The 15,209-nt window shown below is 66.8% G+C and carries 9 protein-coding genes and 3 rRNA genes; 6 read left to right on the plus strand and 6 right to left on the minus strand.

All coding sequences use genetic code 11. From position 1 onward, the window contains the following. The first annotated feature begins 148 nt into the window (after positions 1-148). From CFP65_RS29855 to CFP65_RS29885, 6 genes are all read left to right on the plus strand, one after another. A complete protein-coding gene (locus CFP65_RS29855) occupies positions 149-793 on the plus strand; it encodes a TetR/AcrR family transcriptional regulator (RefSeq protein ID WP_104819100.1) in 645 nt (214 codons plus the stop codon). A 42-nt stretch (positions 794-835) separates the two neighbouring features. Continuing rightward, positions 836-1,621 (plus strand): alpha/beta fold hydrolase, encoded by a 786-nt coding sequence (locus CFP65_RS29860; protein WP_104819101.1) that lies wholly within the window; start codon positions 836-838, stop codon positions 1,619-1,621. A 594-nt stretch (positions 1,622-2,215) separates the two neighbouring features. Continuing rightward, a 16S ribosomal RNA gene (locus CFP65_RS29870) occupies positions 2,216-3,737 on the plus strand. Positions 3,738-4,018: 281 nt separating this feature from the next. Further along, positions 4,019-7,141, plus strand: a 23S ribosomal RNA gene (locus CFP65_RS29875). An 88-nt stretch (positions 7,142-7,229) separates the two neighbouring features. After that, positions 7,230-7,346 (plus strand): 5S ribosomal RNA (rrf, locus tag CFP65_RS29880). The 16S, 23S and 5S rRNA genes sit together here, the layout of an rRNA operon. Positions 7,347-7,504: 158 nt before the next feature. After that, a complete protein-coding gene (locus CFP65_RS29885) occupies positions 7,505-8,149 on the plus strand; it encodes a hypothetical protein (protein ID WP_104819103.1) in 645 nt (214 codons plus the stop codon). A 13-nt stretch (positions 8,150-8,162) separates the two neighbouring features. On the opposite strand, the gene CFP65_RS29890 is transcribed toward CFP65_RS29885, so the two are convergent. The 6 genes from CFP65_RS29890 to CFP65_RS29915 all read right to left on the minus strand — a co-directional run bounded on the left by CFP65_RS29890 (position 8,163) and on the right by CFP65_RS29915 (position 14,971). After that, entirely contained in the window at positions 8,163-8,948 is a 786-nt protein-coding gene (locus tag CFP65_RS29890) for a GNAT family N-acetyltransferase (protein ID WP_104819104.1), read from the minus strand. Positions 8,949-9,071: 123 nt separating this feature from the next. Then, positions 9,072-9,590 carry an NUDIX domain-containing protein gene (locus CFP65_RS29895; RefSeq protein ID WP_104819105.1) on the minus strand — a complete coding sequence of 173 codons (519 nt, stop codon included), beginning with the start codon at positions 9,588-9,590 and terminating at the stop codon, positions 9,072-9,074. A 77-nt stretch (positions 9,591-9,667) separates the two neighbouring features. Beyond that, on the minus strand, positions 9,668-10,390 hold the full coding sequence (locus CFP65_RS29900; RefSeq protein WP_104819106.1) for a WXG100 family type VII secretion target: 723 nt from the start codon (positions 10,388-10,390) through the stop codon (positions 9,668-9,670). A gap of 56 nt (positions 10,391-10,446) precedes the next feature. After that, positions 10,447-11,211 carry an SDR family oxidoreductase gene (locus CFP65_RS29905; protein WP_104819107.1) on the minus strand — a complete coding sequence of 255 codons (765 nt, stop codon included), beginning with the start codon at positions 11,209-11,211 and terminating at the stop codon, positions 10,447-10,449. Between the two features lie 98 nt (positions 11,212-11,309). Next, positions 11,310-13,013, minus strand: a complete 1,704-nt coding sequence (locus CFP65_RS29910; protein ID WP_104819108.1) for an AMP-binding protein — start codon at positions 13,011-13,013, stop codon at positions 11,310-11,312. A gap of 8 nt (positions 13,014-13,021) precedes the next feature. Then, the gene (locus tag CFP65_RS29915; RefSeq protein WP_104819109.1) at positions 13,022-14,971 is read right to left on the minus strand and encodes an FAD/NAD(P)-binding protein; all 1,950 of its coding nucleotides are present in this window, start codon (positions 14,969-14,971) and stop codon (positions 13,022-13,024) included. Positions 14,972-15,209: the final 238 nt, after the last annotated feature.

The raw sequence follows: 15,209 nt of genomic DNA on the forward strand, positions 1-15,209 counted from the left end.
GCGGAGTGGTGCCCGTGCTGGACGCTTGGAAAGATACAGCGGTGTATCCGATACGTCGATGCATCCGATCGGGCGATCTCCCGCCGCCCGCTGGGTAGGGTGAGCGACGAGGAACCGCACGGGCGGACGGACGAGGGGACGGTGCACGATGCCCAAGGGAGTCACCAGCCGACGCCCCCGCACCCGGGCCGCGCTGCTCACCGCCGCCCTGGCCGCCTTCGCCGAGCACGGCTTCCACGCCACCTCGATCGAGCAGGTCTGCGAGCGGGCCGGCTACACCCGGGGCGCCTTCTACTCGAACTTCAGCAGCAAGGAAGAACTCTTCCTCGCCCTCTTCGACGACCACAGCAAGCGGATCGTCCAGCGGATCACCGAACGCATCGACGCCGCGATCGCCGCCACCGAGGCCGGTGACCTCCCCCTCCAGTCCCTGGTCGAGATCCTCGCCGAGGTGGAGCCGGCCGAACGCGACTGGTACCTCGTCACCACCGAGTTCACCCTGCACGCCATCCGCGACCGCCAGGCCGCCTGGGTCCTCGCCCAGCACGACGCCCGCCTCCGCACCGAGATCGCCCGCTGCCTCACCACCCACCTCCACCGCACCGGCCGCACCCTCACCGTCGACCCCGACACCTTCGCCCGCCTCCTGGTCGCCGTCCGCGAGGGCGGCCTGGCCCAGAGCTACGTCGAACCCGAGGCCCTGCCCCCCGGCCAGCTGGAGCGCACCTTCCTGGCCCCGCTGCTCACCGCCTTCACCACCCCGGCCGACCATCCGGAACGGAAGGTTCCGTAAAACCGGGTGGCACGTATGCGGACCGCCTGAGAGCATCTGCGGATGTCGATCACCGCCGACGACCTCGGCCACCTCTTCTTCACCGTCGACGGCGACGGACCGCCCCTCGTGCTCGTGCACGCCGGCGTCGCCGACCACCGGATGTGGGACACCGTCACCCCCGCCCTCGCGGAGCAGTACACCGTCATCCGCTACGACCTCCGCGGCTTCGGCCGCTCCGCCCCACCGAGCGGCCCGTTCAGCGAGGTCGAGGACCTCCGCCTCCTCCTCGACCACCTCGGCCACTCCCGCGTCCGCCTGGTCGGCGCCTCCTGGGGCGGCCGGGTCGCGCTGGAGTTCGCCCTCGCCCACCCCGACCGGGTGGAGGCCCTGGCGCTGCTCTCCCCGCCGTGGCCCAGGTACGACTGGTCCGAGTCGATGGTCCGCTACGACGAGGCCGAGACCGCAGCGATCGAGGCCGGCGACTGGGACACCGCCGTCCAGGTCAACCTGGACATGTGGCTGCGCGGCCCGGCCCGCAGCTGGGACGAGGTCACCGCAGGCCTGGCCGACCAGCTCCGCGACCCGATGCGAACCTCCCTGCTCAACCAGGCCGCCACCGGCGAGCACTCCCAGGGCCCCTCCGCCGCCGACGTCTCCACCCTCTCCGTCCCCACCCTCGTGGGCATCGGCCTGCTCGACGTCGCGGACTTCCAGGCCATCGCCCGCCGCTACGCCGCCACCATCCCCGGCGCCGCCCTGGTCGAGTTCCCCACCGCAGCCCACCTCATCGCCCTGGACACCCCGGTCGAACTCGTGGCCGCCCTGGGCCCGTTCCTCGCCGGCTAGTCCCCAGCCCCGGGGCCTTCGGACAGGAGACGTTTGCTTCCGCTGCCGGACCGGCGTAGTGTTCACTAGTCGCTCGGCAGGGAGCACCGGACACGCGGTCAGTGTGGACGGTCCCGGAGCGGCCAATCCTCCTGAACCACCACTTCTGCTCGGCGGAGTCGTGTCTTCTGACACGCCTCGGCTTGAATTGTCGTGTGCGTTTATCGGATTGCGGTCGGATTCGCTTTTCGGAGCGGGGATCGGCTAAGGTTTGAAACCTCGGACGGGCCGTCAGGTCGCAGACCGGCAGGGAAAATCGAGTGGAAAGCGAAGCGGAAATCATCTGCTAAGCTGGAAACACGAAAGAACGAAACGAACGAAGCCCGGAGAGCTTGCGAGAGCGGCTTGAAGGAAGCGTCCGTTCCTTGAGAACTCAACAGCGTGCCAAAAGTCAACGCCAGATATGTTGACATCCCCGGCCTTGGTCCTTCGGGATCGGGGTTGGAGATTCCTTTAGTAACAAAACACAGCGAGGACGCAGTGCGCGGGGCCACCCTATTCCGGTGGTTGCCGTGCCGCTCAACGCGAGTGTCACCCGGCTTGGTCCGGAAAACATTCACGGAGAGTTTGATCCTGGCTCAGGACGAACGCTGGCGGCGTGCTTAACACATGCAAGTCGAACGATGAAGCTCTTCGGAGTGGATTAGTGGCGAACGGGTGAGTAACACGTGGGAAATCTGCCCTGCACTCTGGGACAAGCCTTGGAAACGAGGTCTAATACCGGATATGACCTTCCTCCGCATGGGGGTTGGTGGAAAGCTCCGGCGGTGCAGGATGATCCCGCGGCCTATCAGCTTGTTGGTGGGGTAACGGCCCACCAAGGCGACGACGGGTAGCCGGCCTGAGAGGGCGACCGGCCACACTGGGACTGAGACACGGCCCAGACTCCTACGGGAGGCAGCAGTGGGGAATATTGCACAATGGGCGAAAGCCTGATGCAGCGACGCCGCGTGAGGGATGACGGCCTTCGGGTTGTAAACCTCTTTCAGCAGGGAAGAAGCGCAAGTGACGGTACCTGCAGAAGAAGCACCGGCTAACTACGTGCCAGCAGCCGCGGTAATACGTAGGGTGCGAGCGTTGTCCGGAATTATTGGGCGTAAAGAGCTCGTAGGCGGCCTGTCGCGTCGGATGTGAAAGCCCGGGGCTTAACCCCGGGTCTGCATTCGATACGGGCAGGCTAGAGTGTGGTAGGGGAGATCGGAATTCCTGGTGTAGCGGTGAAATGCGCAGATATCAGGAGGAACACCGGTGGCGAAGGCGGATCTCTGGGCCATTACTGACGCTGAGGAGCGAAAGCGTGGGGAGCGAACAGGATTAGATACCCTGGTAGTCCACGCCGTAAACGTTGGGAACTAGGTGTTGGCGACATTCCACGTCGTCGGTGCCGCAGCTAACGCATTAAGTTCCCCGCCTGGGGAGTACGGCCGCAAGGCTAAAACTCAAAGGAATTGACGGGGGCCCGCACAAGCAGCGGAGCATGTGGCTTAATTCGACGCAACGCGAAGAACCTTACCAAGGCTTGACATATACCGGAAACGGCTAGAGATAGTCGCCCCCTTGTGGTCGGTATACAGGTGGTGCATGGTTGTCGTCAGCTCGTGTCGTGAGATGTTGGGTTAAGTCCCGCAACGAGCGCAACCCTTGTTCTGTGTTGCCAGCATGCCTTTCGGGGTGATGGGGACTCACAGGAGACTGCCGGGGTCAACTCGGAGGAAGGTGGGGACGACGTCAAATCATCATGCCCCTTATGTCTTGGGCTGCACACGTGCTACAATGGTCGGTACAAAGGGCTGCGATGCCGCGAGGCGGAGCGAATCCCAAAAAGCCGGCCTCAGTTCGGATTGGGGTCTGCAACTCGACCCCATGAAGTTGGAGTTGCTAGTAATCGCAGATCAGCATGCTGCGGTGAATACGTTCCCGGGCCTTGTACACACCGCCCGTCACGTCACGAAAGTCGGTAACACCCGAAGCCGGTGGCCTAACCCTTGGGAGGGAGCCGTCGAAGGTGGGACCAGCGATTGGGACGAAGTCGTAACAAGGTAGCCGTACCGGAAGGTGCGGCTGGATCACCTCCTTTCTAAGGAGCACATAGCCGGTTGCGAGCGAATGTCTCGCACGGTTGCTCATGGGTGGAACGTTGACTATTCGGCACGATGAGGGTCACCTCTCCAAGTACTGCTTCGGCGTGGAACGGGTTGGTTGGTCTTGATCGTGTCGGGCACGTTGTTGGGTCCTGAGGGAACGGCTTGATGTCGTTGCTTCAGTGATCGCCGGTCTCACTTGAGAGCCGCCTTGTGCGGGTCGAGGGTGGGGGACTGGTCGTTGTTTGAGAACTGCACAGTGGACGCGAGCATCTGTGGCCAAGTTTTTAAGGGCGCACGGTGGATGCCTTGGCACCAGGAACCGATGAAGGACGTGGGAGGCCGCGATAGTCCCCGGGGAGTCGTCAACCAGGCTTTGATCCGGGGGTTTCCGAATGGGGGAACCCGGCAGTCGTCATGGGCTGTCACCCGCACCTGAACACATAGGGTGTGTGGAGGGAACGAGGGGAAGTGAAACATCTCAGTACCCTCAGGAAGAGAAAACAACCGTGATTCCGGGAGTAGTGGCGAGCGAAACCGGATGAGGCTAAACCTTGAGCGTGTGAGACCCGGCAGGGGTTGCGCTCAAGGGGTCGTGGGAAAGTTCTTCAGCTGTCTGCCGGCAGTTGGGCGAGTCAGAAACCGTATGGATAGTCGAAGGACATGCGAAAGGTCCGGCGTAGAGGGTAAGACCCCCGTAGACGAAATCTGTACGGCTCGCTTGAGCTTCTCCCAAGTAGCACGGGGCCCGAGAAATCCCGTGTGAATCTGGCGGGACCACCCGCTAAGCCTAAATATTCCCTGGTGACCGATAGCGGATAGTACCGTGAGGGAATGGTGAAAAGTACCGCGGGAGCGGAGTGAAATAGTACCTGAAACCGTGTGCCTACAAGCCGTGGGAGCGTCGGACATGCGGCTTGCTGTGTGTCTCGTGACTGCGTGCCTTTTGAAGAATGAGCCTGCGAGTTTGCGGTGTGTAGCGAGGTTAACCCGTGTGGGGTAGCCGTAGCGAAAGCGAGTCCGAATAGGGCGATTGAGTTGCACGCCCAAGACCCGAAGCGGAGTGATCTAGCCATGGGCAGGTTGAAGCGCGGGTAAGACCGTGTGGAGGACCGAACCCACCAGGGTTGAAAACCTGGGGGATGACCTGTGGTTAGGGGTGAAAGGCCAATCAAACTCCGTGATAGCTGGTTCTCCCCGAAATGCATTTAGGTGCAGCGTCACGTGTTTCTTGCCGGAGGTAGAGCACTGGATAGGCGATGGGCCTCACCGGGTTACTGACCTTAGCCAAACTCCGAATGCCGGTAAGTGAGAGCGTGGCAGTGAGACTGTGGGGGATAAGCTCCATGGTCGAGAGGGAAACAGCCCAGAACACCGACTAAGGTCCCTAAGCGTGTGCTAAGTGGGAAAGGATGTGGAGTCGCAGAGACAACCAGGAGGTTGGCTTAGAAGCAGCCACCCTTGAAAGAGTGCGTAATAGCTCACTGGTCAAGTGATTCCGCGCCGACAATGTAGCGGGGCTCAAGCACACCACCGAAGTCGTGTCATTGCAGCATTAACCCCCAACGGGGGCTGTGATGGGTAGGGGAGCGTCGTGTGCCGGGTGAAGCAGCGGAGGAATCCAGTTGTGGACGGTTCACGAGTGAGAATGCAGGCATGAGTAGCGATACAAGAGTGGGAAACTCTTGCGCCGATTGACCAAGGGTTCCTGGGTCAAGCTGATCTGCCCAGGGTAAGTCGGGACCTAAGGCGAGGCCGACAGGCGTAGTCGATGGACAACGGGTTGATATTCCCGTACCCGCTTTGAAGCGCCAACGGCGAACCTCTGAATGCTAAAGCCGTGAAGCCGGCCCGGAGTCTTCGGACGATGGGACGTGGTGGAGCCGCTGACCCAACAGGGTAGTAGCTGAGCGATGGGGTGACGCAGGAAGGTAGTCCAGCCCGGGCGGTGGTTGTCCCGGGGTAAGGGTGTAGGACGCAAGGTAGGCAAATCCGCCTTGCACATAGTCTGAGACCTGATGCCGAGCCGATTGTGGTGAAGTGGATGATCCTATGCTGTCGAGAAAAGCCTCTAGCGAGTTTCATGGCGGCCCGTACCCCAAACCGACTCAGGTGGTCAGGTAGAGAATACCGAGGCGTTCGGGTGAACTATGGTTAAGGAACTCGGCAAAATGCCCCCGTAACTTCGGGAGAAGGGGGGCCGGAGCTGGTGATCGGATTTACTCCGTGAGCTGGGGCCGGCCGCAGAGACCAGCGAGAAGCGACTGTTTACTAAAAACACAGGTCCGTGCGAAGCCGTAAGGCGATGTATACGGACTGACGCCTGCCCGGTGCTGGAACGTTAAGGGGACCGGTTAGTCGTGATTCGTCACGGCGAAGCTGAGAACTTAAGCGCCAGTAAACGGCGGTGGTAACTATAACCATCCTAAGGTAGCGAAATTCCTTGTCGGGTAAGTTCCGACCTGCACGAATGGCGTAACGACTTCTCGACTGTCTCAACCATAGGCCCGGTGAAATTGCATTACGAGTAAAGATGCTCGTTTCGCGCAGCAGGACGGAAAGACCCCGGGACCTTTACTATAGCTTGATATTGGTGTTCGGTTCGGCTTGTGTAGGATAGGTGGGAGACTGTGAAGCCGTGACGCCAGTCATGGTGGAGTCATCGTTGAAATACCACTCTGGTCGTGCTGGATGTCTAACCTGGGTCCGTGATCCGGATCAGGGACAGTGTCTGGTGGGTAGTTTAACTGGGGCGGTTGCCTCCTAAAGAGTAACGGAGGCGCCCAAAGGTTCCCTCAGCCTGGTTGGCAATCAGGTGTTGAGTGTAAGTGCACAAGGGAGCTTGACTGTGAGACCGACGGGTCGAGCAGGTGCGAAAGCAGGGACTAGTGATCCGGCGGTGGCTTGTGGAAGCGCCGTCGCTCAACGGATAAAAGGTACCCCGGGGATAACAGGCTGATCTTCCCCAAGAGTCCATATCGACGGGATGGTTTGGCACCTCGATGTCGGCTCGTCGCATCCTGGGGCTGGAGTAGGTCCCAAGGGTTGGGCTGTTCGCCCATTAAAGCGGTACGCGAGCTGGGTTTAGAACGTCGTGAGACAGTTCGGTCCCTATCCGCTGTGCGCGTAGGAATATTGAGAAGGGCTGTCCCTAGTACGAGAGGACCGGGACGGACGAACCTCTGGTGTGCCAGTTGTCCTGCCAAGGGCATGGCTGGTTGGCTACGTTCGGGAGGGATAACCGCTGAAAGCATCTAAGCGGGAAGCCTGCTTCGAGATGAATGTTCCCACCTCCTTGAGAGGGTAAGGCTCCCAGTAGACGACTGGGTTGATAGGCCGGATGTGGAAGCCCAGTAATGGGTGGAGCTGACCGGTACTAATAGGCCGAGGGCTTGTCCTCAGTTGCTCGCGTCCACTGTGTTGTTCTGAAACAACGACCCCACGCCCCGGTAAGGGTTTGCGTGGTGCGGTTGATAGTTTCATAGTGTTTCGGTGGTCATAGCGTGAGGGAAACGCCCGGTTACATTCCGAACCCGGAAGCTAAGCCTCACAGCGCCGATGGTACTGCAGGGGGGACCCTGTGGGAGAGTAGGACGCCGCCGAACAATTATTCAGAGAAGCCCCATCCGGGAGACCGGATGGGGCTTCTTTGCGTTTTGGATGACGTAGCCGATATGGCCGTACTGCAGTGCGTGGTCGTTGAGGCCGTGCTGGGGCGCGATCCCGCCGTGCACCCGGTGGCCCTGCGGCTAGGCTCCCGAGCATGACCGTACTGATGACCTCTGTCGGCCCGGTGGGTGCCGAATCCCTGCTGACCAGGACCGGTGGGGTGCCGTTGGTGCCGGCGGGGTTCGTCTGGCCGCGGTGTGCGGGGTGCGGTGGGGCGATGCAGTTCCTGGCGCAGGTGGTGCTGGACGATCTGGGGCGGAACGGGCTGAGTGGGGCGGCGGTCGGGCGCGGGGTGCTGGCGGTGTTCATGTGCCAGAACGAGCCGGGGCAGTGCGGGGATTGGAGTGCGGGGTCGGGTGGGAACAGTGCGCTGGTGCTGCCCTCGGCCGGGTTACGGCTGGCCGAAGTGCCGGGGCAGGGGGCGCTGTTGCTCGGGGCGGTCACGGGGGTGACGTACATGCAGGCGGGGACGGGTGGGTACGACGACGATGCCGAGGTCTGGTACCGGACGGCGGGGCGGGCGGCTCGCGAGGTGATGGGGCAGCTCGGCGGGGAGCCGGAGTGGTTGCAGGGGGACCAGACGCCCGGATGTGCGGGGTGCGGCGGGGAGATGGGGTTCGTCGCGCAGTTCGAGGAGGGGCCGGACGCCCGCACGGCGGCCAACTTCGGGGGTGGCGGGGCGGCTTATGCGTTCGCCTGCGAGCCGTGCGGCGAGGCGGCGTTCCTCTGGCAGTGCTGAGCCCGCTAGGGAGTCAGCGCAGCGGGACGGCGTAGACCGGCTCCGCGCCGAAGGAGGTGAAGCCGGCTCGCCGCAGGATCGGGCCGGAGGTCTCCGGGTTGGCCTTGACCAGGGCCATCCGTGCGCCGTGGGTCACGGCGTAGGTCAGCCGGGCGTGGAGTACGGCACGGTAGATGCCCTGCCCGCGCCACCGCGGGGCCACCACTCCGCCGGTCAGCCGGGCGACCCCGTCCACGATCTCCAAGCCGCCGCTGCCGGCCGGCTCGCCGTCCACGTACGCCACCACCGTGCCGCCCGCACCGGCCGGGACGCCGGCGGCTTCACGGGCGGCGATCGCCTCGATCCGCTCCTCGGGCGGGAGTTCGCCGCCGAAGCCGGTGACCATGAGCGCGGCCACGTCCCGGGCCGTGGCCCGGGACGTGGCCCAGCGCAGCGAGACCTCGACGGCGGGCGGGCGCAGCGGCAGCGGGCCCTGGTCGAGGTCCGCCGCCAGCGCCTCCGGGACCAGCTTCACCCTGCCGCCCCGGGCGGCCAGTTCCTCGGTCAGCCCGACCGGGTGGCTGAGCAGCACCTGCCAGTCCAGCGTCGGCACCCCGAAGGTCCGGGCCCGTTCGACCAGCGCGTCGACCGCCGGGCCGACTGCCCGGCGGGGGGTGAAGGAGACGACGGAGAGGTCGAAGTCGAAGTAGTCGGGCAGCCGTACGAGGGTGTACTCGTCGCTCGCGACCACCTCGGCATCCGAGGGTCGCCACACCCAGGCGGCGCTGGCGGCGGCGACGGTAGCAGGGGAGAGATCCATGCGGGCAGCCTAGGCACAGGCGGGGGACGGCCCCGGAGATGATCACTGCACCGTTGCCGGATCAGGACCGTACGGTGACAGAGCCGGGGAGGCGGGGAGAGCAGAGGGGGACGAACCGGCCCGTCACGCCCGGGCGGTGGCGAGGCGGGCGGCGTACCGGCGGGCGCGGGCGGTGTCCTCGGGGAAGGCGGTGGCCCAGGTGGTGGTGAGCGGGGTCCACCGGAGGGGCTGGTCGGGCTCGGGGGTGAGGGGGGAGCTGCGGGGGACGACGGCGCTGTAGGTGAAGCCGAGGGTGGGGGCCCAACCGGACTGGTAGGAGCGGATGGTGACGGCGACGGGGGTGGGGTGGAGCTCGGGGCGCAGCCCGGTCTCCTCGGACAGCTCGCGGATCGCGCCCTCGCGGGGCGTCTCGTCGTGCTCGACGCCGCCGCCCGGCGGGACCAGGCCGCGCCAGCGGTGCTGCACCAGCAGCAGGTGGGTGAAGTCCTCGTCGAAGACCCAGACCTCGGTGCCGAACGGGTCCATCTCAGTCGGGTCGGTCCGGGCGAGCCAGGAGAGGGCTTCGTCGTACCGGGCGTCGGCGAGCCGGGCGTCGGCCGCCGCTGCGGCGAGGGTGCGCTGGGTGGTCGCGGTGCTGGTCATGCGGGCAGGGTAGAGGGAGGTACTGACAACGGGAGCGGCGACCAGTGGGGCGGCGGCCGACCGGGTGGAGGGGCGGGCTACTCGAAGCTGACCGAGGCGAGTTTGGACTGGAAGGCCAGGGTGTGGCCCTCGATGGTGCGGGCGTGGTCGCTCATGGTCTCGGCGTGGGTGTCGAGGGCGTCGGGGTGGATCCGGAAGCCGGTGCCCCCGCCGCCGGCGGAGACGCCGAGGGCGGATTCGGCGCCCTTGAAGACCAGGCCGCTGACGGCCTGGCCGACCGTCTCGACCAGCGGGTTGATGGCGGCCTCGACCACCTGGGCGATGATGTACTGCTCCAGCTGCTGCTCGAGGAAGTTGACCAGCTTCTTGGCGGCCTCCTCGATGGCGATCATCGCGGCCTCGGCCAGGCCGAAGGTGGCCACCGCGGCGGCCTGGTCGGCGATGAAGGAGGCGGCGAGCACGACGAGTTCGGCGATCGCCTCGGCCTTCATGGCGACGATCACCTCGGCGGCGGCGTCCAGTGCGGTGGCCACGGTGTGGCAGCCCTGGATCAGCTCGGTCATGTGACTGCCGGAGAGCTGGCCCCACTTGGTGACCAGCGCCTCGTAGGAGGCGCCCTGGTACGCCTCGCCGATGGCCTGCACGGTGGCGGTGGAGTCCTGGTGGGTCTGCTGGATGTTCTCGGCGAACTCGCGGACGTGCCCGGCGAATTCGCGGACCTTGTCCTCGTTCACCTGGGGCCAGTTGATCCCGATGAAGTTGAGCAGGGTGACCACTTCACCCGGCAGTTCGATCGCCATAGCTCCCCCTAAGCCCGTGATCCGGGCTTCAGGCTAGCCCAACCGGCCGGGCCGGGTCAGCTGCGGCGGAAGGTCTTGTGCTGCGCGGCCTGGGCGCGCGGGCGCACCACCAGCAGGTCGATGTTGACGTGCGGCGGGCGGGTGACGGCCCAGGCGACGGTGTCGGCCACGTCGGCCGAGGTGAGCGGGGCGTCCACGCCGGCGTAGACGGCGGCGGCCTTGGCCGCGTCGCCCCGGAAGCGGGTGAGGGCGAAGCCCTCGGACTGCACCATGCCCGGCGCGATCTCGACCACCCGGATCGGCTCGCCGCAGAGTTCGAGCCGGAGGGTGCCGGCGATCGCGTGGGCCCCGCTCTTGGCGGCCACGTACCCGCCACCGCCCTCGTAGGCGGTGAAGGCCGCGGTGGAGGAGAGCACCAGCACGGTGGAGTCGCCGGTGGCCCGAAGGGCCGGGAGCAGCGCCTGGGTCATGTGCAGCACGCCGAGCACGTTGACCTCGTACATGGCCTGCCAGTCGGCCGGGTCGCCGGCTTCGACGGTCTCGGCGCCGATCGCGCCGCCCGCGTTGTTGACCAGCACGTCGACCCGGCCGAGGGTGGCCGCGAAGGCGTCCACGGCGGCCCGGTCGGTGACGTCGAGCCGGTACGCGAGGCCGTCGATCTCCTTGGCCAGGGCCGTGATCCGGTCCAGTCGGCGGGCGGTGAGGACGACCTGGTAGCCCTCCTCGGCGAGCCGGCGGGCGGTGGCCGCGCCGATCCCGCCGCTGGCGCCGGTGACGACCGCCACCGGGATCTGCACGGCCGGGGCCTCGGTCAGTGCCATGGTGCGACTGCCTTTCAGCGGTGAGGAGTTCAGGGTGCGCTGGGCCGTCCGGGCCGTGGCGGGCCCGGACGGCCCCGACGAGGAGGTGGGCCTCGGGGTCAGAGGCCGGGGGCGCCGTGGGCCATGGTGCGGCCCAGCAGCTCCTCGGTGCGGTACTCGAACCCCGCCGTGGTGGCGCGGAGTTCGGCCCGGCGGATCTTGCCGGAGGTGGTCTTGGGCAGCTCGGCGAACTCGAGCAGGGCGAGCTGCTGGTGCGGTGCGAGGGTGCGGGCGGCGTAGCCGAGCACCTCGCGGGCGGTCTCGGCGTCCGGCTCGTGGCCGGCGGCCAGGGCGATGTACGCCTTGGGCACCTGGTAGCCGATCGGGTCCGGGACGGGGATCACGGCGGCCTCGGCCACCGCCTCGTGCCGGAGCAGCACGCTCTCCAGCTCGAACGGGGAGATCCGGTGGTCGTAGGACTTGAACACGTCGTCGTCGCGGCCCACGTAGGTGAGGTAGCCGTCGGCGTCCCGGGTGGCGATGTCACCGGTGTGGTAGAGGCCGTCGGCCAGCGTCTTGGCGGTCTTCTCGGGGTCGCCGAGGTAGGCCGTCATGATGCCGACCGGCTGCTGGGCGAGGTCGACGCAGATCTCGCCCTCGTCGCCGGGGCGGCCGGTGCGCGGGTCGATCAGCACGATCGGGTAGCCGGGCAGCGGCTTGCCCATCTTGCCGGGGCGGACGGCCAGGCCGGCGGTGTTGCCGATCTGGGCGGTGGTCTCGGTCTGGCCGAAGCCGTCCCGGACGGTGACGCCCCAGGCGGTGCGGATCTGCTCGATCACGGCCGGGTTGAGCGGCTCGCCGACCGAGGAGGCCTCGCGCAGCGCGGCCGGCTTGGTGCCGAGGTCGTGCTGGAGCAGGGTGCGCCAGGCGGTGGGCGGGGCGCAGAGGCTGGTGGCGCGCTCGCGGTCGACGATCTCCAGCAGCAGCTTGGGGGAGGCGCCGGCCGGGAGGTTGACCGAGAGCACGGTGGCCTCGGCGTTGAACGGGCCGAAGAAGCTCGACCAGGCGTGCTTGGCCCAGCCGGGGGCGGAGACGTTGCAGTGCACGTCGCCCGGGCGCAGCCCGTTCCAGTACATGCCGGTCAGGTGGCCGACGGGGTAGCTGGTGTGGGTGTGGCCGACCATCTTGGGGCGGGAGGTGGTGCCGGAGGTGAAGTAGATGAACAGCAGCTCGTCGGCCCGGGTCTCCTGCTCGGGGGTGAACTCGGCCGGGGCGGTGTGCGACCCGGCGTAGTCGAGCCAGCCGGGCACGGGGGCGCCGACGCTGATCCGGGTCAGGTGGGCGGGGGCGGTGGCGAACGCGCCGGTGAGGTGGGCGGCGGTGATCACGTGGGTGACCTGGCCACGCAGCATCCGGTCGGCGAGGTCGTCGGCGGAGATGGTGGTGTAGGTGGGGATGACCACCAGGCCGAGCTTGATCGAGGCCAGCAGGGTCTCCCAGACGGCCAGTTGGTTGTCCAGCATGAGCAGCACTCGGTCGCCGCGGGTCACGCCCTGGGCGCGTAGCCAGTTGGCCACCTGGTTGGAGCGGGCGGCCAGTTCGGCGTAGCTGAGCTGCTCGGCGGAGGTGCCGTCGAGGATCCGGACCGCCGTGCGGGGGTTGCCCTCGGCGATCACGTCGAACCAGTCGAGCGCCCAGTTGAACCGCTCCAGGCGGGGCCAGCGGAACCGGGCGACGGCGGCGTCGTGGTCCTCGCGCAGTTCGAGCAGCAGGTCGCGTGCGGCCCGGAACTCGGCGGTGGCTTCGGGATGGTGGCCGGTCACGTGCTGCCTCACTTCTGGTCGTCTGCGGAAGTGGCCGTGCCTTCACTCGAGTCGGCGAGGATGTCGGCGGCGATGGCGTCGGCGTCGGCGTGGAAGCCGACCATCGGGCCGGGGCGGCCGTTGCCGATCTGGGTGAACCAGCGCAGCTCCTCGGTGGGGATGCCGAGCGCGTAGAGGCCCTTGGTGGGCCGGCCGGCCGCGTCGATCATCCGGAACGGCTTGCCGGTGACGGCCAGCGCGCCGGTGGTGAAGCGGGCGCCGTCGCTGGAGCTGACGTTGGTGTGGGTGGTGGCGCAGCCCTCGCCGAGCAGCTGGCGCATCAGGGGGGAGGCGTCCACCCGGACGTCGGCGCGCGGGATCCGGCCGTCGATCAGGGTGGTGGCGGTGATCTCGGAGCCGCCCACCTGGCTGGAGGTGAGCGAGAAGACGCCGGTGTCCTCGCACTGGCCGAGCTCCAGCCCGGGGCCGACCACGGTGAGCACGCCGGCCTCGATCAGCGCGATCGCCTGCTGGATCCGGATGGCCGGCGGGCCGGCCGAGACCATGGTGTTGATCGGGTTGAACCAGGTGAGGAACTCGTCGCGCTGCGAGTCGGGGTGCAGGCTGGAGAACTCCACCGCCTCGCGGACCACGCCGCGGATGTCCCGCAGGATGTCCAGCGCCGCCTTCAACGGGCCGTCTACGTTGCCGAGTTCGGCCTCGTCGGCGTCGGCGCGCAGCACGTCGAGCAGCCTCTCGTGGAAGGCCTCGGGGGAGGCGAAGAGCTCACCGGCGAACGGGCGGGCCATCCGCTCCAGGTCGATCGGCGGCACCCCGGCCAGGCCGGTCTCGGCCAGCAACTTGCTGATGCAGTGCGGGTCTTCGGCGACGGCGGCGGTGTACGCGGCGGTGAAGGCCTCGGCCGCCTGCTCGCCGTCGCGGTGGCGGACGTGGGTGCGGTAGTAGACGTGGTCGACCTCGCGGAGCATCAGCGGCAGCACGTGCTCGCGGAAGCGCAGCTTGACGCTGCCGGTCTCGCTGAGTGCCTGGGCGCGGATCCCGGCCAGGGCCTCCTGGGTGAAGAAGCGCGGGGTGTAGCGGTAGTCCGGGCCCTTCTGGTTGCGGCCCCGGGCGAGCAGCGGCAGACCGCTGCGCGAGCCCGCGTAGATCTGCGGCTCGTGGCCCGAAGGCTCGTACTTCAGACGGCCGTTGACCCGCTCGGTAAAGCGGCCGCCGCGACCGGTGGTGAGCACCGCCGTGATGTCGTAGAAGGTGAGGCCGAGGCCGATCACCGCGACGGGCTTGCGGGCGGGCAGGTCGTCCAGGCCCATGTCGGCGGCGGAGTCGCCGCGCAGGTAGGTGGTGCCGCGGTGGCGGGAGGCGAAGTCGAGCAGGTCGCGGTCGGCGCCGCCGGCGAAGTTGTGCGGGTGGCCGGTGGTGAGGATGACCTTGTCGGCCTCGAAGGTGTCACCGGTGCTGGCGGTGAGCTGGTAGGTGCGGTGCTCGCCGCGGCGGGCCCAGCGGGCCCGGGCCTTGACCGGCTCGACGGTGACCGACTCGGGCAGGTTGGCGGTGATCCGCTGGTACACGTCGGACAGGTAGGTGCCATAGACCCGGCGCGGGGCGTAGACGTTGGGCGAGGCGAGGTCCGGGTAGCGCTCGGGCTGGGAGATCAGCCACTGGTGCAGCGAGGGGCCGGCGCCGGCCCGCCAGGGGCCCTGGTCGGCATCGCCCGAGTAGAGGCTCACCTCGCCGGCCGCGGTGTTCATCAGCAGCCACTCGGACTGGTCGGTGCGCCAGACCCGGCCCGCTCCGTGCTCGGCCGGGTCGATCGTGAAGATCCGTACCGGTCTGGGCTGGTGGGCCTTGGCGACGGCTTCGGCCGCCTCCTCGGCGAGCCGGACCACCAGCCGCTCCAGGACCGAGAGTCCGCGCGGGCCCATGCCGACGATCGCGATGTTGAGCGTGGTGCCGTCCATCTGTGCCGTCCCTTCGGGGGGTTCGTGGCGACCTGGAATCGTGCACTGATGGCTAAAGTTTGATCCGAATCGATAGATGTACGCAAGTACAAGAATACTGTGACCCAGCTCACAGCATGGGTCAATTGGGGTGCTGACCTGACGAATTGGCGATCCCTCTGACGGTGATCTCCGGCCAACTGACGGCCTCCCGGGGAGGTCTCCATCACACTGAGGGTCAACTCTCGCCTCTAGGCCA

The sequence above is a fragment of the Kitasatospora sp. MMS16-BH015 genome, assembly GCF_002943525.1.
In the GTDB taxonomy this organism is placed as follows: domain Bacteria; phylum Actinomycetota; class Actinomycetes; order Streptomycetales; family Streptomycetaceae; genus Kitasatospora.

Coding starts and splice junctions, on each gene's coding strand:
- CFP65_RS29860 (WP_104819101.1), top strand. CDS start 836: ATGTCGATCACCGCCGACGACCTCGGCCACCTCTTCTTCACCGTCGAC.
- CFP65_RS29905 (WP_104819107.1), bottom strand. CDS start 11,211: ATGGCACTGACCGAGGCCCCGGCCGTGCAGATCCCGGTGGCGGTCGTC.
- CFP65_RS29890 (WP_104819104.1), bottom strand. CDS start 8,948: ATGGATCTCTCCCCTGCTACCGTCGCCGCCGCCAGCGCCGCCTGGGTG.
- CFP65_RS29855 (WP_104819100.1), top strand. CDS start 149: ATGCCCAAGGGAGTCACCAGCCGACGCCCCCGCACCCGGGCCGCGCTG.
- CFP65_RS29885 (WP_104819103.1), top strand. CDS start 7,505: ATGACCGTACTGATGACCTCTGTCGGCCCGGTGGGTGCCGAATCCCTG.
- CFP65_RS29895 (WP_104819105.1), bottom strand. CDS start 9,590: ATGACCAGCACCGCGACCACCCAGCGCACCCTCGCCGCAGCGGCGGCC.
- CFP65_RS29900 (WP_104819106.1), bottom strand. CDS start 10,390: ATGGCGATCGAACTGCCGGGTGAAGTGGTCACCCTGCTCAACTTCATC.
- CFP65_RS29915 (WP_104819109.1), bottom strand. CDS start 14,971: ATGGACGGCACCACGCTCAACATCGCGATCGTCGGCATGGGCCCGCGC.